Origin of the sequence: Streptomyces sp. NPDC016845 (assembly GCF_044332585.1) — a bacterium.
GTDB lineage: Bacteria > Actinomycetota > Actinomycetes > Streptomycetales > Streptomycetaceae > Streptomyces.
This window is the reverse complement of the sequence record NZ_JBIRPI010000006.1, coordinates 132792-153190: the sequence shown is the minus strand read 5'-3', so window position 1 is coordinate 153190 and position 20399 is coordinate 132792. Positions and strand designations below refer to the sequence as shown.

Below are 20399 nucleotides of genomic sequence, written 5' to 3'. Positions count from 1 at the left end.
GCCGCGTCAGGCGGACGGGCGGCCGCGTGCGTCGCCCGACTTCCGCGGGTCGGCGTCCCGGGCCCGGCTGCCCATCTCGTTCCAGAACCGGCGCATGACCGCCACCGGAACCCTGCGCTGCCACGGCATCTTGCGGCGGAAGCGAAGGAACACCCAGTCGTGCGGGCGCCACCGCCTGAGCAGTTCGTGCAGGCGCAGACAGAAGACCTCGGTGAACTCCGACCGCACCGTCTCCACCTTCGCGGGGTACGGGCACATCTTCAGCACGCAGTCGTCCGTGCAGTTGTCCCCCGGCTGTGCGGTGCGGCCCGTGGCGCGTACGGGATCCAGCCGTGTCCGGTCCTTGCTGAGACAGGACGGCAGCTGCGCATGGGCCTCGGGGGCGCCGCCCAGGAAGCGGAACAGGTACTTCGGCCGGTATTTGCGTTCGCTGAGGACGACGAGCAGCAGCACGTCCGCGAGGAGCTGCTGGGCGGCGGGGTCGAGGGTGCTCCAGCCCGTGGACGGCGGCAGCCAGAGGTTGTGGACCCGCTGCTCCCCGGGCGGGCCGACCTCCGTGCCGACCTCGGCGGCCAGACCGGTCTCGTCGATCCACAGGAACCGCTCGGGGCGCCGGGTCTGCAGAGCCCGCACCGCCAGCCGTGCGGCCGCTTCGACCAAGGGGTGCTGTCGCCGGTCGCCCAGCCACTCCCGGACCTGTCCTCGCGGATCCGAGTGGTGGCCGCGGATCGGGTAGGGCTCGGTGACGTCGTCGGGCAGCGCCCAGAGGGTCAGCGCCTGAAGGAGCGTCAGCCTGGTGTACCAGAACGTGCTGTGCTGCAAAAGTTCCCGGGCCTGCTTGATGAGGTATTCGCGTGCGCCGTCACCGGCTCGCGGATCCGGGCGCAGGTTGGCGGCGTACTTGAAGCCGTGGGCTAATGCCAGGCCGAGACCGCGTGCCCGGCCCGCGTCGTCCCTCTCGGCCGTGTTGCGGATCGCGACGGCCACCCACTTCTCCAGGTCGTCGCGGGGGCTGCCGAGGTGGTGGCTCATGGGGGTCGTGACGACGAGCAGGGGAAGCATCCACGCGCACATGATCTCGCGGTTCCACTCCTCCCATTCCTGTGTCATCTCCTGATCGGCGCGTTTGCGTTCCAGCTGTTCCGTGTCCCGGGTCCGGCGGCGCCACCGGCCGCGGCGCTCCCGCTGGTCGCCCCTGCGGGCTGCGGGCGGACAGCCCTCAGGCGCCTTCCCGGGGTCGGGCGGCGTCGTCGGCGGACGGTTCGTGTCGATCACCGTCCTGGGCTCGGCGAGATCCTTGTACATCGCCCGGTACGCCGTGGGGCCCCCTGCCCCGATCTCGCGCGCGATGGCGCCGCGCACCTGCCGGTCGGAGTCGCCGCGGCCGATCTCGAACAGCGACCGGTAGGGCGGGGGCGCGCCCGCGCCCCGGGTGGCGGCCACCCGGCGCGACGGCGCGCCCGCGTTCCGGGTGGCCGCCACCCGGCGCGCCGCGAATCCGCACTGGGCGATCAGCGCCAGCTTCGCCGCGCGGAGCCGGTCGGGGTCCTCGCCCCGCCCGAACTCCCTCCAGTGCTCCCGGACCGCCGCGAACAGGGCGGCTTGGTCCGGGTGTTCGTCGACACTGTCGATCTCGACGGCGGTGCCGTAGACCTCGATGGCCCGCAGCCGGGGACTGCCGTGGTCGTCGAGGATGCGGTCGCCGGGGGCCGCGCGGTGCCGCGGCGCGAGCCTGGCCGTCCTCGACTGCTCCAGGAGGGCATCGCACTCGTCGAGCAACAAGGCGCGCATACGTGTGACCGGGCAGGTGCGCCGTCGATCCCGCCGGCAGCAGTCCAGGCAGGTGCAGCGGCCCTCGGGCAGACGCGAGTACAGGGACAGGGCGATGAGCAGTTCCCGTCCGCCCCGCCTCAGCGCCTCACTGATGTGCTGCTGCGTATCGGGCGAACCACGGAAGACCGCCTGAAGGCAGCGGGCGGCGAGGTGGGCCTGCATGATGCTGTGCTGGAAGCGCACGGTTTCGCCGTACTCGTGGACCAGCCCCATCCGTGCGCCCCAGGTCGCGGCGAGCCGGACGTCCACCCGGGGCCCCGACGGGGCCTTCGCGGTGGATCCGGACCCGGCCGGGAACGGTTCGGTGTACCGGGACAGCTGCTGGTCCAGCTCCTCGGCGACCAGGCGCACCCAGTCCTTGTTGGCCTGCGGCTGTGGCGCGCCCCCGTTCTGGAAGCCGGTGCTGTGCTGCCCCGCGCCGATCGCGGGGTCGAGCTCCCACAGCCCCACCTGGGCCCGGTCCGTCGCCAGACCGATGCAGGCCAGCGCCGAAAGGTGCTGGACCACGGCCTGTCGGGTGTCCTGGTCGATCGGCAGTTCGGGGTGCACGTCCCCCTGGACGAGCGCGTCCACCCACTGCTCGAGCAGATCGGTGCGCAGGGCCCAGGTGTCGTGCAGGAGCGGGTTCTCCACCCCTTCCGTCCACAGCGGTTCGAGCAGGTCCCTGCGGTGGAGGTCCTTGGCGATCTGCAGATAGAGGGGGGACTCCGTCATGTTGGCGACTTCCACGATCCGGTCGAGCATCAGCGGATCGGAGCGCCAGCTGCCGCCACGGGCTATGTAGTGCAGCGCCGCCTCCGCGCTCAGCGGTTCGAGCTCGGTGACGGCCGACTCCATGGCTCGCAGGGGAGCGTGCGGCCTCGCCGCGATCACGAGCGGCAGCCCCTCCGCGTCGGCCTTGCGGATGGCCTCCCGGATCAGGTTGTCGCGCTGACCGCGCACCCTGTCGTGGTTCAGGGCCTCTTCAAGCCCGTCGGCGAGGACGACGATCCGGTTCGCCCGCTGCCTGAGCCAGCGCCAGATCCTGTCCAGCTCCGCGTCGGAGCGGACTTTCGGCTTCACGATTTCGCGGAAGCGTTCGCTCGCGAGCCGGCTGAAGTCCAGCTCCCGGTCGGCGTCGCACAGCCGCAGGGGAATGGGGACGGCCCCTTTCGCGGCGAGCTTCCCGGTGAGCCGTACCAGCAGCGCCGTCTTCCCCGAGCCCACCGTGCCCACCACGACGTGCGGGCGGCGGGCGTCCCGGTCGGAGAGGTTGTTCATGATGGCGTTGCAGAGGTGGTCGCGCCCGACCACGTCGTCCATGAGACTGCCGGCCGTCTGCACCAGACGGTCCGGGGACGTCCTGGCCAGGAGCGTGCAGAAGCGGTTCACGCGCCAGAGCCGCCAGGACAGGAACAGCACGGTCGAGACGGCCAGCAGGAGTACGGGCATGGTGACCGAGGTGACGGCGCCGCACGAGGTGGCGATCTGCGTGCACCCCTTGTCCGGGGCGAACCCTCCCCAGCTCCAGCCGCCGCTGTCGCGGTGGAACACGATGGTCAGCACGGACCGGACGACCCAGCCGGTCAGGAGCAGGGCCAGGAGCCAGTTGACACAGACCAGCACCAAGGTCCAGAACGGGTTGCGCCACCGGTTCGGCTCCGAGGTGCCGCGGCGCAGCAGCCACTGCGTGCGCGACCGCCAGAAGACCGCCAGGAACGGGCGCCGCGCATGCGCCCACGCTTCCCGGAGGACGCCGCCCTCCGGCGGACCCACGACGACGCCGACACGCGGGGGGCGGAGGGTGGAGGGCATGAGGACAGCTCCTTTCACGGCCGCGCGGTCCGGCTCGTGGACCAGCGGACCCCACCCCGCCCGCCCCCGTCATCCGGGAGTTCCCCAGCGCGCGGCTTCCAGCAGCTCCAGGAAGCGGCGCGTCTTGGAGCCCTGTCCGGCGTCACCCGGTTCGATGCCGCGCCTGCGCAGCCCGCTCTCCAGGGCGAGCTGCGCGATCTCCGCGCCTTGCCGCTCGACGCGGCGGGACAGCTCGACGATGTCGAGACGGACCCCCGACGCCCCGGTCACCGCCCACCGCTCGACGCTCACGGGGATACGGCACCAGACGAGCGCCGGCCACCGGCGGACGTGCACGGGGCCGAGGACCGTCCCCGGCCCGGACAGCACGGGGCGGTCCGCGCAGGCGGTGAGGAACTTCCGCTGCGTGGCGGTGAACAGCCGGCCCGGCGGCGCGCCCTCGGCCAGGGCGCGGGCGATCGTACCGGCCGGGTGCCGGGCCGTGACCGACACGGACAGACACCGCCTGTCGCCGCACCAGTCCGACACGCAGTCGAGGAGTTCGCTGCCGGTGTGCGGTGGCGTGAACCAGTCGGCGGTCAGCCGGGACCGGCGGCAGGGCCGCAGCCGCGCGGTGGTCTCGTCGGGGCGCGCCCGCGTCTCGCGCAGCCGCAGGATCACACCGGAGTCGAGCAGCGGCAGCCGTACGGGCGACGCTCCGGGCCGCTCGCAGAACCAGATCCTGCGGCTGAGGCCACGCCCCACGGCGGCGTCCCAGATCCCCGCGTCGCGCGCCTGTTCCGGGTCCAGGTCCACCTTGAGCTCCACGACGTCCGGCCAGTTCTCGCCAACGACCACGACGCCTCCTACGCGGAGCACACAAGGCACGCACCTCTCCACAGCTGACCGCCCGCGCACACGGGAGCGCATCGGGGAACTCCCCGCTCCCCGTGCCGGACACGAGCATCCGCAGGATGGCGTAGCACGGGATGAATGGCGGTCTGCGGCCCCCGGGTGACCGCCCCCGAGGAGCATGCTGGTCGAGCGGCGCAGGGCCGCGGCGATGATGCACACGGGGGCATCATGGAAAAGCCGACGCTGCGCGGGGAACGGACCGCGGAACAGGACGGGGCACGGGCGCCGGTCGGGCGCGACCGGGAGTGCGCGCTGCTCGAAGGGCTGCTGGAGTCGCTGCCCGACCGGGGGGCGGCGCTGCTGCTGCGGGGCGAGCCCGGCATCGGCAAGAGCCATCTGCTCGGCCACGTCGCGGACTCGACGCACCACAGAGTGCTGCGGGCCCGGGGCATCGAGTCGGAGGCCGTGCTGCCCTACACGGTCCTCGCCGATCTGCTGCTGCCGCTGCGCGCCCACTTCGACGAGTTGCCGGCGACCCAGCGCAGGGCGCTGCAGACGTGCTTCGCCCTGGTCGACGCGGCCGAACCGAACCCGTACGCCGTGTGTGCCGGAACGGTGGGCCTGCTGGCCGCCGCCGGGGAGCGCGAACCACTCGTCCTGCTGGCGGACGACCTGCACTGGTCGGATCCCTCGTCGCGACGCGTCCTGCAGTTCGTCGCCCGCCGCCTCGACACCGAGCGGGTGGCACTGGTGATGGCCGTGCGCCCGGCCGCCGACGACGACGTCGCCTGGGAGGGCGTCCCCTGGCTGACCGTCGCACCCCTCGACGAGGACGACTGCCGACAGCTCCTGGAGCGCCGCGGGGTGGCCGCCGCCGAGCCGGCCGCCACCCGCCTCATCCGGCTCAGCATGGGAAACCCGCTGGTCCTCGTGGAGTACGCGGCGGCGCACACCGAAGCCAGGAAGCGTGGCGGCGAACTCCCCATAGCCGCCTGGGAGACACCCGGCCCGCTGGTCGAGCGCGCCTGGTTCGGACGGATGCGGACGCTCTCCCGCGAGACGCGTGCGGCCCTCGTGTACGTCGCGGCCTGCCGGGTCCCCGAACTCGCCCTCCTCGAGCGCGCGCTGAACGCGGACGGACTGCCGCTCGCCGCCCTGGACGAGGCGGAGGAGCGCGGCCTCGTCCGGCTTCTGGACGACGGCTACGAACTGCGTCATCCGGTGCTCAGGCCCTTGGTGTTCCGGCACTGCCCGGCCGCCCGACGGCTGCGCGCCTACCAGACACTGGCGGACCTGTCGACCGGGGAGGTACGGACGTGGTACCTCGCCGCCGCCGCGACGGGACCCGACGAGAGCGTGGCCGCGGCGCTGGCGCGGGCGGCCGGACGCTCCCGCCGCCGCGGGGCGCTAGGCGCGGCGGCCCAGGCCTGGAACCGCGCCGCCGAACTGTCGCCCGCGCCCGCGGACCGGGCCCGCCGGTGGCTCGACGCCGCGCGGGACGCCTTCTACGGCGGCGCCTCGCGGAACGCCGTCGACTGGTGCGAGAACGCCTTGCGCTGGAGTGCGGACGCACGCCTGACCGCCGACATCGAGCTGCTGCGCGGCCAGGCCCGCGCCTGGCTCGGCGAGCCGGCGCAGGCCCATCGCTGCCTGCTCGCCGCGGCCGAGGCGGTGGAGCCGGTGGACCGCTCCCGGGCCTGCGCGCTGTACGGGGCGGCCACCGTGCCCGCGGCGATGGACGGCCGCATCACCCTGGCCCTCGACATCTCCGCACGGTCCATGGCGCTGGCCGACACCCTGGAGGCGCGGGAGGGCCGGACGCCGGGGACGGCCGCGTCCCGTCACCTCGCCCAAGTGATGCGGGGCCGCGCCATGGCCCTGGCCGGGAAGGTGGGGGAGGGCCGCACGCTCCTGCTGGCCGGCCGGGCGGCGCTGCACGGCGACTGGCCGGTGGAGGAACAGCAGCTGGCCGTGCAGATCGGTCAGGCCCTTGCCTGGGTGGACGAGCCGGAGGCGGCGACGACGGTCCTCGACGCGGTCATCGACCGGGCCAGGCGCGACAGCGTTCCCGTTCTGCTGCCGTACGCGCTGACCGGCAGATGCGAAGCGGCGTCGTGGAACCGCTGGCCGTCGGCCCGGGCGGCGGGGGCCGAGGCCCTGCGCTGGGCCCAGGAGCTCGGCCACCGGGCGATGGCCGGCTACGCGCTGATCCTGCTGGCGCGGCTCGACGGACTGCGCGGTGACCGGGCGGGGTGCGAGGACCGGATCACCGCCTACGAGCAGCACTGCGGCAAGATCCGCGGGCTGGAGGTCTGCGCGCAGGCGGCGCTCGGCTCGGCGGCGCTCACCGCGGGGGAGCCGGAAGCGGCGACCGTCCACCTGGAGCGTGCCCTGTCCCTCGCGCACGAGGCAGGACTCGGCAACCCCCGGCTGATGCCCTTCCTGACGGAGCTGGCCGAAGCGTATCTGCGCACCGGCAACCGGGACGGAGCGGTCCGCCTCGCCGACTGGGTCGAGGAGCGCGCCAGGTCCACCGGCCTCGCCTGGCCCCGGGCCGCGCACGCGCACTGCCGCATCATGCTGGCCGGGTCCGCGGACGAGGCGCAGACGTGGTTCGGTGCCGCCGAACGTGTCCACGTACGCGAGGAGATGACTTTCGAGTTCGCGCGGGCCCAACTGGTCTGCGGAGAGCTGCTGCGCCGCTTCCGGCGGCCGAAGGCGGCGCGGGTGCTGCTCCTCGCCGCGGAGGTGGCCTTCGCGGGGCTCGGCGCCGTCCCCTGGCGCAGCCGTGCGGCGGTGGAGCTCGCCGCGGCCGGCCACCGGGCCGCCGGTACGCGCACTCCGGAGCCGCACATCGACCGGCTCACAGCCCAGGAACTGCAGGTGGCCCTGGCCATCGGGGACGGACGCAGCAACGGTGAGGCGGCGACGGCCCTCTTCATGTCCCGCAAGACCGTGGAGGCCCATCTGACCCGGGTCTACCGCAAACTCGGCGTACGGTCGCGCTCCGAACTGGCCCGGTATCTGGTGACGGCCGACGCGCTGAGCTGACGGCTTCCGCGGGGGTGACTCCGGCTGTTCATAGGTTTTTTGAGTCGGCCAGTCCATACTTTGCGCTCACACATCTTGTGGCCTACGCCGTCGCTACGCAAAGTTGTCATGCCCCCGCCCCCTTCGAAGGTGAGACCCCCCATGACCTTTACGCGGCGCACCCTCCTCGGATCCGCTCTCGCGACCGGCGCCGTCGCCGCCGTCGGGCTCCCCGCCGCAGGCCGGGCGGCCGCCGCGTCCCCGCCCGGTGACGTCGTCGGCCGGATCACCGTCGGCTATCAGGGCTGGTTCGCCTGCCGGGGCGACGGGGCGCCGATCGACGGGTGGTGGCACTGGAGCGGGAACTGGGGGCAGCCGCCCTCGCCCGGCAACAACGCCATCCGCAGCTGGCCCGACATGCGCGACTACACCTCCGGCCACCGCACCGCCTACGCGAACCTCGGCAACGGCTCGCCCGCCACCCTCTTCTCCTCGTACGACCAGCAGACGGTCGACACCCACTTCCGGTGGATGCGGGAGAACGCCATCGACACGGCCGCGCTCCAGCGCTTCGACCCCAACAGCTCCGAGGGGCCGACCCGGGACGCCATGGCCGCCAAGGTGCGCGGCGCGGCGGAGAGTTCGGGGCGGAAGTTCTACATCATGTACGACGCCACCGGCTGGACGGACATGCGCACCGGGATACCGGCCGACTGGACCGCGAAGATGCGCGCCCACACCGCGTCGCCCGCCTACGCGCGGCAGAACGGCAAGCCCGTCGTCGGCATCTGGGGCTTCGGCTTCAACGAGCCGAACAAGGCGTGGCCCGCCGCCGACTGCCTGGAGGTCGTCAACTGGTTCAAGGCGCAGGGCTGTTACGTGATGGGCGGCGTGCCCACCCACTGGCGCACCGGCCGGGAGGACTCGCGCCCCGGCTATCTCGACGTCTACCACGCCTTCGACATGCTCTCGCCGTGGATGGTCGGCAGGATCGGCACCGTCGCCGACACCGACCGGTTCTTCACCGACGTCAACACCCCGGACGAGGCCGACTGCAATGCCCATGGCATCGACTACCAGCCCTGCGTCCTGCCCGGCGATGTCCAGTCGCGCCAGCGCGCCCACGGCGACTTCATGTGGCGGCAGCTCTACAACATGGTCCGCCTCGGCGCGCAGGGCATCTACATCTCGATGTTCGACGAGTACAACGAGGGCAACCAGATCGCCAAGACCGCCGAGAGCGCGGCCTTCGTCCCCACGGACTCGGGCTTCCTCGGCCTGGACGAGGACGGCACCGCCTGCTCCGCCGACTACTACCTGCGGCTCACCGGTGACGGCGGCCGGATGCTCAAGGGACAGATCCCGCTCACCGCCGTCCGCCCCACACCGCCGATGCCCGGCGGCACGACGCCGCCGCGCGGGGACCTCGCGCTGCGCAGGCCCGCGACCGCCTCGGGACACACCCAGGTCTACGCGCCGGGCAACGCGGTGGACGGGGACGCGCGGACGTACTGGGAGAGCCCGAACAACGCGTTCCCGCAGTGGTTCCAGGTCGATCTCGGCGCCGCGACGACGGTCCGCCGCCTCGTCCTGTCCCTGCCGCCCGACCCGGCCTGGGCCAGGCGCACCCAGACCCTCGAAGTGCTCGGCAGCGGGAACGGCGGCGACTTCACCACGCTGCTCGCGCCCGCGGCCCGCACCTTCGACCCGGCGACGGGCAACACCGTGACGCTGACGGTCACCGCCGCCACCGTCCGCCACGTACGCCTGCGGTTCACCGCGAACACGGGATGGCCCGCGGGCCAGCTGTCCGCCCTGGAGATCTACTCCGACGCGTGACGGTCCCGGGGCAAGGGCTCAGCGGTAGGACGCCGGGTCGAGAACGGCGCGGACCGTCTTGCCGCCGCCGTGCGGCTCGACGGTGACGGAGTGCGCCAGGTTGTTCACCATCATCCAGCCGAACCCCCCGGGGACCGCCGGGTCGTGCGGCCGCAGGAGCGGCACCTCGGGGCTCCCGTCCGCGACCTCGATCACCAGCGCGCCATCGTGCGCGCGGGCGCCGAAGCGGACGAGGCCACCGCCGTGCCGCAGCGCGTTCGAGGCGAGCTCGCTGGCGACCAGGAGCGCGTCCTCGTGCAGACGGCGGGCGCGCGGCGCGGGCAGGTCGGCGCAGAGCGGGAGCACGGCCTCACTGGTCTCTGTCCGCGCCTGCGCGCACGTGAAGCGCTCCGTGTCGGATGCGTCCGGAGCACCCACGGGATTCCTCCAAGCGTTCAGGAACGGGGCAGCTGCGTGGTCGTGTCGAGGTAGAACGCGTCGATGCTCTGGACCGCCTGCTCGAAGTCGTCGAGGTTGACCGGCTTCGTGACGTAGGCGTTGGCGTACTGGCGGTACGCGCCCGTCACGTCGTCCGGCGCCGCAGACGTCGTGAGGACCACGACCGGGATCGTGCGCAGGTCGTCGTCGCCCTTGAGTACGGCGAGCAGTTCGCGCCCGTTCATCCGCGGCATGTTGAGGTCGAGGACGATCAGGTCGGGGCGGGTGGACTGCGGCGAGCGCAGGTACTCCAGAGCGGCGAGTCCGTCCTCGACCTGGTGCAGATTACGGGCGCCGCGCGCGGTCAGCGCGTCCTGGACCAGCATGGCGTCGGCGAGGTCGTCCTCGACGAGGAGGACGTCGTAGGGACGGGGCGGCGTGGTCATCTCATGGGCTCCGGGGCGGGGTGGAAGGGGCTGCGGTGTGGGACGGGTGCGTGATCAGGTCGGGCCAGCGGTTCCTGGCCCCCTGCCGGGTGATGTTGAGTACACCGCCGAGTTGGGGGTAACCGGCACCTGCCGCGACCGCGTCCTGTGCCGCCTGGTACTCGAGGCGGTCCAGCGCGCCGCGCAGCTGCAGGATCATGTACAGCCGTGACAGTGCTTGCGACTGTGGCGTGACGGTGCCGTCGGCGGGACGGGGATCGAGGGCGTGGGTGGTGAGCCGGCGGACGAGGTCGTCGAGCGCGCCGCTGGTCAGCTCGGCGATCTCCTCCTCGGTCACGCGTAGCGAGAACTGCTTGCCAGGCATGCCGCCCACCTTAGGGAACCTGCCATCGGTCCGACAACATGACTTGTCGGTTTGCGGTTACAGTATGCACGCCGCGCGCAGATGAGGCGGCCCTGACTGATCCCCGAGGAGCGCCCCGGAATGGCGACCGACGTCACAAGCCGACGTTCCGAAACCGCTCGCGCGGCCACGCCTCCCGCGGCGCCCCGTGCGGCGTCCCGCGCGTCGTGGACGACGCACCGCTGGCTGCTGGTGAGCGCCACCCTGGCCCTCGTCGTGCTCACCGTCCTCGGCGGACTCGGCCTGTGGGCCCTGAACCGGGCGTCCGCCCTCACCGACGAACTGGTCGACAAACGAAGCCCCGCCCTGTCCAACTCCGTGCGCCTGGAAGCGGCCCTGGTCAACCAGGAGACCGGCGTACGCGGCTACGGGCTCACCGGGGAGCGCTCGTTCCTGGCCCCTTACAAGGAGGGCATCGACGACCAGCGTGGAGCGGAGAAGGAACTGCGCACGCTGGTCGCCGACGACCGCCAGGGACGGGCCGACCTCGACGACGTGCTCGCCAAGGCGGGCGCGTGGCAGCGCTCCTTCGCCGAGCCCATCGCCGAGGCCCCGGCGGGTGAGCCGGTGGAGACCGCCACGCGCCGCACCAACGAGGGCAAGTCCTCGTTCGACGCGCTGCGCAAGGCGATGGTCGTCCAGCAGGACCACCAGCGCGTCGCCCGCGAGGCGGCCCTGGACGACCTGCGCGGCGCGACCCGGCTGCGCGACTCCATCTTCATCAGCATCGCCGTCGTCATCCTGCTGCTCACGGTCCTGATCTTCGAGGGTCTGCGGCGCGGCGTCACCAACCCGCTCGCCCAGCTGGGCGCCGACGCCCGCGCGGTCGCCGGCGGCAACTTCCAGCACCCCGTCGTCGCCACCGGGCCCGCGGACCTGCGCCGCCTCGGTGCGGACATGGACGCGATGCGCCGCCGCCTCCTGGACGAACTGGCGTTCACCGAGGAGGCCCGCCACCGCCTCGACGAACAGGCGGCGGAGCTGCGCCGCTCCAACTCCGAGCTGGAGCAGTTCGCCTACGTCGCCTCGCACGACCTGCAAGAACCCCTGCGCAAGGTCTCCAGCTTCAGCCAGCTCCTGCAGCGCCGCTACGCCGGACAGCTCGACGAGCGGGCCGACCAGTACATCGCGTTCGCGGTGGACGGCGCGAACCGCATGCAGAAGCTCATCAACGACCTCCTGGAGTTCTCGCGCGTCGGCCGCGTCCACAACGACCACCGCGAGGTCGACCTGGAGGAGGTCGTCGGCCAGACGCTCGACGCGCTCAGCGTCTCCATCGAGGAGTCCGGGGCCCGCGTCGTCCACGATCCGCTGCCCACCGTGACGGGCGACGCCACCCAGCTCGGCATCCTGTGGCAGAACCTGATCGCCAACGCCGTGAAGTTCCGCCACGCGGACCGTGCGCCCGAGATCAGGATCGAGGCGGTCCGCGACGGTGCCCTGTGGCACTTCGCGGTCAGCGACAACGGCATCGGGATCGCCCCGGAGTTCGCGGAGAAGGTGTTCGTCATCTTCCAGCGCCTGCACACCAAGGACGCCTATCCAGGAAGCGGCATCGGCCTCGCCATGTGCAAGAAGATCACGGAGTTCCACGGCGGCACCATCGGCATCGACCCGGACCACACGCCGGGCACCCGGATCGTCTTCACGCTCGCCGCGGCCGAGGAGCCCGCCCCGCAGGACGACACCGCCGAGGGCGCGGCCGCGCGATGAACGCCCCCGTGTCCGAGCAGCACGTACGGATCATCCTGGTCGAGGACGACGACGGTGACGCCCTCCTCGTGGAGGAGCTCCTGATCGACACCGGACTGCGCTACACCCTGGTCCGGTGCACCTCGCTCGCCGCCGTCCGCACCGAACCGGCCGTGCACTCCGCCGACTGCATCCTGCTCGATCTGCACCTCCCCGACGCCAGCGGCATAGGCGCGGTCGCCTCCGTCCAGGAGATCGCGCCCGACTCGGCGATCATCGTTCTGACCGGGCTCGCCGAGTCCAAGGCGGGCGGCGAGGCCGTCGCCGCCGGTGCGCAGGACTACCTCGTCAAGGGCCAGGTCGCCCCGGACCTGCTGCACCGCGCCGTGCGCTACGCCGTCCACCGCAAGCAGGCCGAGCGCACCAGCGCCGACATCCAGGCCGGACGGCTGCGCGCCGAGGAGAACGCCCGCCTGGAGCGCGGCCTGCTGCCCCAGCCGATGATCTCCGCCTCCAGCATCCGCGCCACCAGCCGCTACCTGCCGGGCCGCGAGCGGGCCTTACTGGGCGGTGACTTCCTCGATGTCGTCCAGACCCCGGACGGACAACTGCACGCCATCGTCGGCGACGTCAGCGGGCACGGCCCCGACGCCGCCGCGCTCGGCGTGTGCCTGCGCATAGCGTGGCGCTCCCTCACGCTCGGCGGCCACCGCGCCGAGGAGCTGCTGCTGCTCCTGGAGCGGATGCTGGTCGCCGAGCGCACGCAGAGCGACCTGTTCGCGACCGTCACCCTGGCCTGCCTGGACCCGGCCGAGGCCCGCGCGACCCTGTACCTCGCGGGTCATCACGCCCCGCTGCTGACCACGAACGGCAGGACGCGCGAGGTGCCCGCCCGGCACGGCATCGCCCTGGGCATCGCGCCCGGCTACGCCAACTGGCACGCCAGCGAACTCCTCATGCCCGAGCACGGGGCGCTGATGATCTACACCGACGGCCTGGTCGAGGGCCACGAGGGACAGGAGCCGCAGCGCCTCGGCGTCGAGGGGCTCATCCGTCTGATGGACCGCATCCCGGCGGACGACACCGACGCGCACCTCGACGAGCTGATCACCCGGGTCCGCGAGCTCAACGCCAACCGGCACACCGACGACCTCGCCATCCTCCGGCTGGAGTGGAACGGCGTCGGTCCGCGGACGTCGCTGCTCGCGGAGCCGCAGCTCGAACACCGCCGCTGACCCTCGGGCTTCGTACCGGCACGCCCATTGCCCACTGCGGCACGCCTCGCTATGTTAACCAGAAATCACATCAGTGCGACGGTGGATAACGCCGCCCTGGTCGCGCAAACTGCAGGTCTGCCTAGGTAGTTGCACCATCTGCCCCTTCCGGGAAGAAGGTAAGTCAATGGAGAACCTCAGCAGGCGAAGGGCTCTGTCGCTGGGTGTCGCGCTCGGCCTCGTGGGCGTGGTGGACCCGCTCCAGCAGGCGAGGGCGTCGACGGGCGCGGGCAGCGGCCCTGAGTGGGTCTGGGACGACGCGGCCGACCCCCTCATGGCGTCGATGCTCGACAACGGGCACGTACCGGCGATCAACTCCGCGTGGGCGTCCTGGGTGAACAACAACGACCCGCTGCCCAGCGGGCTGCCCGCCGACTTCACCGCCTACCTGCGCCAGGTCGACCAGCTGCCCGGCTGGGCCGACCGGACCAAGCTGGCCCGCGCCGCCGACTTCAACCGGCGCAGGGACACGTACCTCTTCATGCTGTACGGACTCGGCAGCGGGATCATGAGCACCGTCATCCCGCGCGAGGCCAAGAGCGTCTACTGGTCGGCGGGCGGCGCCGATATGCGGGACCGTGCCGCCAAGACGTTCACCTTCGGCTACGACCTGTCCCAGCTCGGTGCGTTCAGGCCGACGGGCCAGTTCGTCGTCACCGCCAACAAGACGCGCGTCGTGCACGCCGCCGTACGCCACCTGCTGCCGCAGTCGCCGCACTGGCGGGCGGTCGCCGACGAGACCGTGCCGATCAGCGCTGCCGACATCCTCGTCACGTTCCACAGCCTCGGCACCTACGTGCACCGCAAACTGCTCGACTGGAAGATCCCGTACCCGGCCGCCGACCAGGAGGCGTTCCTGTACTCCTGGCAGGTCGCCGTCCACCTGCTCGGCGTGCCCGACGCGCACATCCCCAAGACATGGGCGGAGGCCGAGAAGCAGTCGGCGCGGGTTCTCACCCCGATCCTCACCCCGTCCACCGAGGGCATCGCCCTGGCCGAGGAGCTGCTCGGCCTGACCGCGCAGATCGACCTCGGCGTCACGCGCGGGTTCCTCAACGAGTTCGTGCGCTACGTCCTCAGCGACGAGGTCGGCGACTGGCTGGGCCTGAAGCGCGACTACGCGGCGGCGGCCCTGGTCCGTACGGTGTGGCCCGCGTTCATCCTGTTCCGCGAGGGACTCTCACCCGTCATGCCCGGCACCTTCTACATGTTCGACCAGTTCATCCGCGCCCTGGCCATGCTCTTCCTGAACAAGGGCGGCTCCGGCTCCACCACCCCGATCACGATCCCGACCGGCAACAGGGCGGGCTGAGCGCCTGTTCCCGGAGCGCCGTCACAGGCCGAGCGCGCCCACGGCCAGCGCGGTCACCGCCGCGCGGTGGGCGGGGGTGTCCCGCCAGCGCAGCCGGCGCCCCGCCTCGACCACCACACCGAAGCCCGCGTGCACCAGGACCCGGGCCTGGCGCGGCGCCAGCTCCGGGCGGGCCCGCCACAGCTGCCGCTCCCACACGGCGATGTGCTTGCGCTGCGCGAGGACCAGGGGCCGCCGCAGATCGTCGGGCAGACCGGCGACCTCGGCCTCGGCGACACTGTTCAGCTCCGTGTACTCGAAGCTGTAGGCCACGTACGTCGCGGCGAGCGCGGCGACGGCCTCGCGCGGCCCCGTCACGTCCCGCAGGCTTTCCTCCACACCCCGGGCCAGGATTTCGGCCGCCTGGAGGCAGGCGGCGGCCAGGATGTCGATCTTGCCGGGGTAGTGGCGGTAGAGCGCGGACGGGGCGAGCCCCACGGCGCGGGCGATCTGCCCGTTGGTCACGTTGGCGAAGCCGTCGCGGGCGAACAGCGGGACCGAGGCCGCGAGGATCTCCGCGCGCCGGGTGCCGGGCACCGGCCGGGCGGGCAGCTCGACGGGGGCCGCGCCCGGCACGGCCGCCGCCGGGTCGGTCGCGGCCACCCGCAGCGCGGCGCCGACCAGGAGCTCCTCCGCGCCGCGCGGGCCGATGGACGTGTGGTGCATGGTGATGGACCCGATGGCCCCGAGCGCGGCCATGGCCCGCAACCGGTCGTCGGACAGCGGGTGTTCGCGCAGCACCGCCTCGTCGACCCGCGCGACGAGCCGCCCGAACTGCACGCCGAGCCGCCGCCGGTCCTCGCGCTCCAGGTAGCGCGCCTCCCACCGGTACACGCCGCCCGACGCGCGATGGGCGACGGTGACCCGGGCGGCGGCGGCGAGCACGTCCGCGAGCGGCGCCCCGGGCGCCACCTCGTCGAGCGCGGCGACCAGCCCGTCCACCATGACGTGCGCGCACTCGGCGAACAGCGCGTACTTGTTGGGGAAGTGCCGGTACAGCGCCGCCGCCGTGATCCCGACCTCGGCGGCGACCATCTCCATGGACGCCTTGTGGTAGCCGCGCTCGCTGAAGACCCGCCCGGCCGCGTCGACGATGAGCTGCTTGCGGTTGCGGGGCCGGCCGGCCGCCGCCGCACCGGCGGTCGCGGCCGACCGCGCGGACGGGGAACCGGGAGCCATGCGCGTCAGTCAACCACATGCCTATGACGGACCTGCCCTGCTCAGGGCCTCGTGATGAAGGTGAGGACGGGCTTCACCACACGGGCGTCCCGCATGGCGGCCACGGCCACGTCCACACGTGGCCTCTCGTCGTCGATGACGGGCGAAGCGGTCAGCTGCGATGCCCCACGGTGCCGAGGCAGAGCAGCACATGGCGCTCCGCGACCTCCTCCGCGCTGAGCGGGCCGTCCGCGCGGAACCAGTTGGCGACGCCCTGGCACATGACGAGCACCGCCCGCACCGCGTCGGCCGGGATCGGCGTCGTGAAGACGCCCCGCGCGCGGCCCGCCTCGACGGTGTCGAGCAGCATGTGCTCCAGGTAGTCGCGCAGGGCGACGTAGCGCGCTCGGTTCTCGGGCTCCAGGCTGCGGATCTCCGTGTCGAGGAACGCCAGCCGGCGGCGGTGCGCCATGGACAGCACGATCGACTCGACCATGCCGCGGAACCGTGCGAGCGGATCGTCCCCGGCCTCCTCGGCCGCCGCGCGGCAGCGGTCGAGGACGTCCTTGATGGACGTCTCCAGGAGGGTGGCGAGGAGGGCCTGCTTGTTCTCGAAGTGGTAGTACAGCGCGGGCACGGTGACACCGACCCGCGCCGCTATGGCCCGTACCGAGGTGCCGTGGTAGCCGTGCTCGTTGAACGCCTCCATGGCGTGGACCAGGATCGGATGCAGGTCGAGCGGTCCGTAGGCGCGCCAGTGCCGCACCACGCCCTCCGCCCCGGATCGCACCTCGTCGGTCCGTGAACCCACGATCCCTCCTTCTCCGCCACTTAGCGCTCGTTCAGTTCTTCCGCCACCTTCCCAGGGCCGACCCGCAAAATCCATACCCGCACAGGGAGTTGACCGCTCAATACGTTCCCCCTACGTTCTTAGCGAACGCTCGGTATCCGCCCAAGAGCCCCTGCTGACGCATCTGACCACACCCCTGGCGTACGCCGCCGGTCCGCGGGCCGCCGCTCTGGAGCCCGCGGGTCTCGACGCCGCATGGGTGGCCGAGGCCGCCGTACCGGCTGAGCTGTGCGAACGGCTGTGCCTGGCGGGGTCCGAGGGCTGTGTCCGCGACCGCGTCGAGGTCTTCCGGGCGGCGGCGTGACGACGCTCGACGTCACCCCGGCCGGCCCCGATCCCGCGCGGCTGATCGAGCGCGTCCGGAGTTGGCTGTGACCCCTGGAGGAGACCCATGCCGTCAGCACCCCGCACCACCGGCGACCTGCCCGGCGACCCGGCCGAGCGGACCCTGCCACAACTGCTGGCCCGCGATGCCTCCTCGTACCCCGGACTCCCGGCCCTGTCCTGGCAGTCGGCGGACAGGGACGGTGAGTGGACGACGCTCACCTGGGCGGAGGTCGACGAGCACACCCGTCGTCTCGCCGCCGGCTACCGCGCGCTCGGCGTCGGCGGCGGCGACCACGTGCTCCTGATGATGGCGAACCGGCCCGAACACTGGCTCTCCGACCTTGCCCTCGTCCGCCTGGGCGCGGTCCCGGTCAGCGTCTACGGCACCTCCGCGCCCGAGCAGATCACGCACATCGCCCGCAACTGCCGCGCCCGCCTCGCCGTCGTGGAGGGCGCCTCGCAGGTCGCCGTGTGGGAGCCGCTGCTGTCCGACGCCGGCACCCCGCTGGAGGACCTCGTCGTGGTCGAGGCCGGGGCGGAGGGCGGCCACCACCCGTACGCCGCGCTGCTCCGGGCCGAGGCGCCGGACGAGTTCGCCGAGGAGCTGGACACCGCACGCCCCGGGGACCCGCTGACCGTCGTCTACACCTCGGGCACCACCGGCGAGCCCAAGGGCGTTGTCCTCACCCACCGCGAGGTGCTGTCCAACGCTTTGGCGCTCGACGCCGTGGTGGAGCTGCCGCCGCACGTCGAGCACATCTGCTACCTGCCGTTCGCGCACATCGCCGAACGGATGCTGGGCCTCTACCTCCCCTGCCACCGCGCCTCGCACGTGTACCTCTGCGCCGATCCCACGCGCGTGGGCGAGGTGGTGCGCAAGGTGCGCCCCGCGCAGTTCTTCGGCGTACCGAGGATCTGGGAGAAGCTCTCCGCCGCCGTGCGGGGTGCCCTCTCGCTGCTGCCCGCCGGGCAACAGGCGGTGATCGAGGGGGCGTTCGAGGTCGCCCGCGAGCACGTCGCGTACCGCGAGCGGGGTGAGACGCCGCCCGCCGAGCTGGAGGAGCGCTACCTCCGCGCCCGTAAGGACGTGCTGCTGCCGCTCCTGGTCGCGGGTGGCCTCGACCGGGTGACCTGGGCGGCGAGCGCGTCGGCGCCGATGCCGGTCGACGTGGTCAGGTTCTGGGCCGGCTTCGGCATCGTCGTCATGGACGCCTGGGGGCTGACCGAGACCACCGGCGTGGCCACCAGCAACAGCCCCAGGACCGGTTTCCGGATCGGCTCGGTGGGGCGGCCGGTGGAGTCGGTGGAGATCCGGGTCGCCGAGGACGGCGAGATCCTGGTGCGGGGCTCGTCCGTCTTCAGCGGCTATCTGCGGCCAGACGGTTCGGTGCGCTCCGCGCTCGACGGAGACGGCTGGCTGCCCACCGGAGACATCGGCCGCGTCGACGAGGACGGCTACCTCTGGCTCACCGACCGCAAGAAGGAGATGATCATTACCTCCACCGGCAAGAACGTCTCACCGGCCCTGGTGGAGAACGCGCTCAAGGAACACCCCCTCATCGGCCAGGCGATGGTCCACGGCGACCACCGCTCCTACCTGGTCGCCCTGCTCGTGCTCGACGCGGAGGCCGCCCCCGCCTGGGCCGCGGCGCACGGCGTGCGGACGGACGGCGGACCGGCCGGGCTCGTCCGCCACCCGGAGATACGGGCGGAGGTCGACCGCGCCGTCACCGCCGCCAACACCCGCCTCAACCGCACCGAACAGGTCAAACGGTACGAGCTGCTTGCCGAGGAGTGGGGCCCGGGGACCGGGGAGCTGACGCCGCCGCTGAAGATGCGGCGGCGGGTCATCCGGGACAAGTACGCGCGGGAGTTGTCGGGGCTGTACGAGGGGTGAGCCGCCCGGCGTCATGACCGGCGCCGCCCTGCCCGCCGGGGGAAGGCGGCACCGGTCTTTCCAGAGGCCGTTCAGAGGCCGTCAGAGGCCGTAGCTCTTGCCGATGACGTCGCGCTGGATCTCGCTCGTCCCGCCGTAGACCGTGGAGACGACCGCGGTCCGCAGATGGCGCTCCATGTCGAACTCGGTGGTGTAGCCGTAGCCGCCCATCATCTGCATCCCTTCGAGTGCCGCCCGCTTGGCGATCTCGGTGGCCTTCAGCTTGGCCATCGACGCCTCGCGCGGGAACAGCGTGTCCGGCCGCGCGTCGCAGTCGAGGGCCACCTCGCGCACGAGCAGCCGGGCGCACTCGATCTCGGTGGCGAGATCGGCGATCCGGTGCCGCAGCGCCTGGAAGGAACCGACCGGCCGCCCGAACTGCTCGCGCCCGCGGACATAGGTGACGGCGTCGTCGAAGGCGCGGCGCGCCAGACCCAGCATGTTCGCGGCCAGGAACAGCCGCTCGTGGTTGAGCCCGGCCATCAACTGCCGCCAGCCGTCGTTCACCTGCCCCACGACCGCGTCCGCGGGCAGCCGGACACCCGTGAGGTAGACGTCGTTGACCTCCCGGCCGCGCATCGTCCCGATGCCCCGCACCCGCACGCCCGGGGTGCCGGCGGGCAGATGGAACATGGTCAGGCCCCCGTGCTTGTCCTCGCCGGTGCGGGCCACGAGCAGGATGCTCCGCGCGAGGTGCGCGTTGGAGATCCAGGTCTTCTGGCCGTCGATCAGCCAGGTGCCGTCCGGCTGCCGCCGGGCGCGGCAGCGCAGCGCGCCGACGTCCGACCCGGCCTCCGGCTCCGACATGGCGATCGCGAGGACGTCGCCGCGCGCCGCGCCCGGCAGCACCTCCTGCCGCTGCCGCCCGGTGCCGAACCGCTCGTACGCCTTCGCGGTGATGACCGTGGTGACGAAGCCGCCGCAGGGGACCATGCCGTACGAGGTCTCCTCCAGGAAGAGGCAGGCGTCGGCGAGGCCGCCGCCGGAGCCCTCGTACTCCTCGGGGAGGCAGACCCCGAGCCAGCCGAGATTGGCGAGCTTTCCGTACACCTGCGGGTGGTGGGCCTCGTGACCGTCCGCCGACAGCGTGCCGCGCTGCTCGCGGGTGCCGCACTCGCGCTTGGCGAAATCGCGTACGGCCGCGACGAACGCGGCCTGCTCCTCGGTGAGTCGACTGCCCATCAGGTCCTCCCGGTCCAGCGGAACACAGCGTGC

Annotated in this window: 14 protein-coding genes; 6 read left to right on the top strand and 8 right to left on the bottom strand. The window is 72.5% G+C overall.

Annotated features, from left to right (window positions below; genetic code table 11):
- Nucleotides 1–6: 6 nt before the first annotated feature.
- The gene (locus tag ACH4RC_RS18730) at nucleotides 7–3627 is read right to left on the bottom strand and encodes an NACHT domain-containing protein (protein WP_398201931.1); all 3621 of its coding nucleotides are present in this window, start codon (nucleotides 3625–3627) and stop codon (nucleotides 7–9) included.
- A gap of 69 nt (nucleotides 3628–3696) precedes the next feature.
- Nucleotides 3697–4464 (bottom strand): hypothetical protein, encoded by a 768-nt coding sequence (locus ACH4RC_RS18725; protein ID WP_398201928.1) that lies wholly within the window; start codon nucleotides 4462–4464, stop codon nucleotides 3697–3699.
- 225 nt (nucleotides 4465–4689) lie between these two features.
- On the opposite strand from ACH4RC_RS18725, the gene ACH4RC_RS18720 reads away from it, so the two are divergent.
- Together ACH4RC_RS18720 and ACH4RC_RS18715 are read left to right on the top strand one after the other, a co-directional pair.
- Nucleotides 4690–7512 carry an AAA family ATPase gene (locus tag ACH4RC_RS18720; protein WP_398201927.1) on the top strand — a complete coding sequence of 941 codons (2823 nt, stop codon included), beginning with the start codon at nucleotides 4690–4692 and terminating at the stop codon, nucleotides 7510–7512.
- A gap of 141 nt (nucleotides 7513–7653) precedes the next feature.
- Nucleotides 7654–9330, top strand: a complete 1677-nt coding sequence (locus tag ACH4RC_RS18715) for a discoidin domain-containing protein (protein ID WP_398201924.1) — start codon at nucleotides 7654–7656, stop codon at nucleotides 9328–9330.
- Nucleotides 9331–9348: 18 nt separating this feature from the next.
- Here the strand turns inward: ACH4RC_RS18715 and ACH4RC_RS18710 are convergent, their stop codons facing one another.
- Genes ACH4RC_RS18710 through ACH4RC_RS18700 form a run of 3 tightly spaced genes read right to left on the bottom strand, consistent with a single transcriptional unit; the run spans nucleotide 9349 to nucleotide 10557 of the window.
- The gene (locus ACH4RC_RS18710; protein ID WP_398201922.1) at nucleotides 9349–9747 is read right to left on the bottom strand and encodes an ATP-binding protein; all 399 of its coding nucleotides are present in this window, start codon (nucleotides 9745–9747) and stop codon (nucleotides 9349–9351) included.
- Between the two features lie 17 nt (nucleotides 9748–9764).
- Nucleotides 9765–10193: a response regulator gene (locus ACH4RC_RS18705; RefSeq protein ID WP_398201919.1), complete on the bottom strand. Its 429-nt coding sequence runs from the start codon at nucleotides 10191–10193 to the stop codon at nucleotides 9765–9767.
- Between the two features lies 1 nt (nucleotide 10194).
- Nucleotides 10195–10557 carry a hypothetical protein gene (locus ACH4RC_RS18700; protein WP_398201917.1) on the bottom strand — a complete coding sequence of 121 codons (363 nt, stop codon included), beginning with the start codon at nucleotides 10555–10557 and terminating at the stop codon, nucleotides 10195–10197.
- 120 nt (nucleotides 10558–10677) lie between these two features.
- Here ACH4RC_RS18700 and ACH4RC_RS18695 point away from each other — a divergent pair, with 120 nt between their 5' ends.
- From ACH4RC_RS18695 to ACH4RC_RS18685, 3 genes are all read left to right on the top strand, one after another.
- Nucleotides 10678–12309, top strand: coding sequence for a CHASE3 domain-containing protein (locus tag ACH4RC_RS18695; RefSeq protein ID WP_398201915.1), 1632 nt, complete (start codon nucleotides 10678–10680; stop codon nucleotides 12307–12309).
- Nucleotides 12306–13523, top strand: a complete 1218-nt coding sequence (locus tag ACH4RC_RS18690; protein WP_398201912.1) for a PP2C family protein-serine/threonine phosphatase — start codon at nucleotides 12306–12308, stop codon at nucleotides 13521–13523. The genes ACH4RC_RS18695 and ACH4RC_RS18690 overlap by 4 nt, the downstream gene beginning before the upstream one ends.
- Nucleotides 13524–13689: 166 nt before the next feature.
- Nucleotides 13690–14874, top strand: coding sequence for an oxygenase MpaB family protein (locus tag ACH4RC_RS18685; RefSeq protein WP_398201910.1), 1185 nt, complete (start codon nucleotides 13690–13692; stop codon nucleotides 14872–14874).
- Nucleotides 14875–14895: 21 nt separating this feature from the next.
- On the opposite strand, the gene ACH4RC_RS18680 is transcribed toward ACH4RC_RS18685, so the two are convergent.
- Nucleotides 14896–16092: a TetR/AcrR family transcriptional regulator gene (locus tag ACH4RC_RS18680; protein ID WP_398201907.1), complete on the bottom strand. Its 1197-nt coding sequence runs from the start codon at nucleotides 16090–16092 to the stop codon at nucleotides 14896–14898.
- Between the two features lie 151 nt (nucleotides 16093–16243).
- The gene (locus ACH4RC_RS18675; RefSeq protein ID WP_398201905.1) at nucleotides 16244–16882 is read right to left on the bottom strand and encodes a TetR/AcrR family transcriptional regulator; all 639 of its coding nucleotides are present in this window, start codon (nucleotides 16880–16882) and stop codon (nucleotides 16244–16246) included.
- Nucleotides 16883–17312: 430 nt separating this feature from the next.
- On the opposite strand from ACH4RC_RS18675, the gene ACH4RC_RS18670 reads away from it, so the two are divergent.
- Complete coding sequence (locus ACH4RC_RS18670; RefSeq protein ID WP_398201904.1) at nucleotides 17313–19145, top strand: AMP-dependent synthetase/ligase; 1833 nt, start codon at nucleotides 17313–17315, stop codon at nucleotides 19143–19145.
- Nucleotides 19146–19226: 81 nt separating this feature from the next.
- Here ACH4RC_RS18670 and ACH4RC_RS18665 read toward each other — a convergent pair whose 3' ends face one another.
- Nucleotides 19227–20366, bottom strand: a complete 1140-nt coding sequence (locus ACH4RC_RS18665) for an acyl-CoA dehydrogenase family protein (RefSeq protein WP_398201903.1) — start codon at nucleotides 20364–20366, stop codon at nucleotides 19227–19229.
- Nucleotides 20367–20399 lie beyond the last annotated feature (33 nt).

Coding starts and splice junctions, on each gene's coding strand:
- ACH4RC_RS18695 (WP_398201915.1), top strand. CDS start 10,678: ATGGCGACCGACGTCACAAGCCGACGTTCCGAAACCGCTCGCGCGGCC.
- ACH4RC_RS18670 (WP_398201904.1), top strand. CDS start 17,313: ATGCCGTCAGCACCCCGCACCACCGGCGACCTGCCCGGCGACCCGGCC.
- ACH4RC_RS18665 (WP_398201903.1), bottom strand. CDS start 20,366: ATGGGCAGTCGACTCACCGAGGAGCAGGCCGCGTTCGTCGCGGCCGTA.
- ACH4RC_RS18700 (WP_398201917.1), bottom strand. CDS start 10,557: ATGCCTGGCAAGCAGTTCTCGCTACGCGTGACCGAGGAGGAGATCGCC.
- ACH4RC_RS18685 (WP_398201910.1), top strand. CDS start 13,690: ATGGAGAACCTCAGCAGGCGAAGGGCTCTGTCGCTGGGTGTCGCGCTC.
- ACH4RC_RS18680 (WP_398201907.1), bottom strand. CDS start 16,092: ATGGCTCCCGGTTCCCCGTCCGCGCGGTCGGCCGCGACCGCCGGTGCG.
- ACH4RC_RS18690 (WP_398201912.1), top strand. CDS start 12,306: ATGAACGCCCCCGTGTCCGAGCAGCACGTACGGATCATCCTGGTCGAG.
- ACH4RC_RS18730 (WP_398201931.1), bottom strand. CDS start 3,627: ATGCCCTCCACCCTCCGCCCCCCGCGTGTCGGCGTCGTCGTGGGTCCG.
- ACH4RC_RS18705 (WP_398201919.1), bottom strand. CDS start 10,193: ATGACCACGCCGCCCCGTCCCTACGACGTCCTCCTCGTCGAGGACGAC.
- ACH4RC_RS18720 (WP_398201927.1), top strand. CDS start 4,690: ATGGAAAAGCCGACGCTGCGCGGGGAACGGACCGCGGAACAGGACGGG.
- ACH4RC_RS18715 (WP_398201924.1), top strand. CDS start 7,654: ATGACCTTTACGCGGCGCACCCTCCTCGGATCCGCTCTCGCGACCGGC.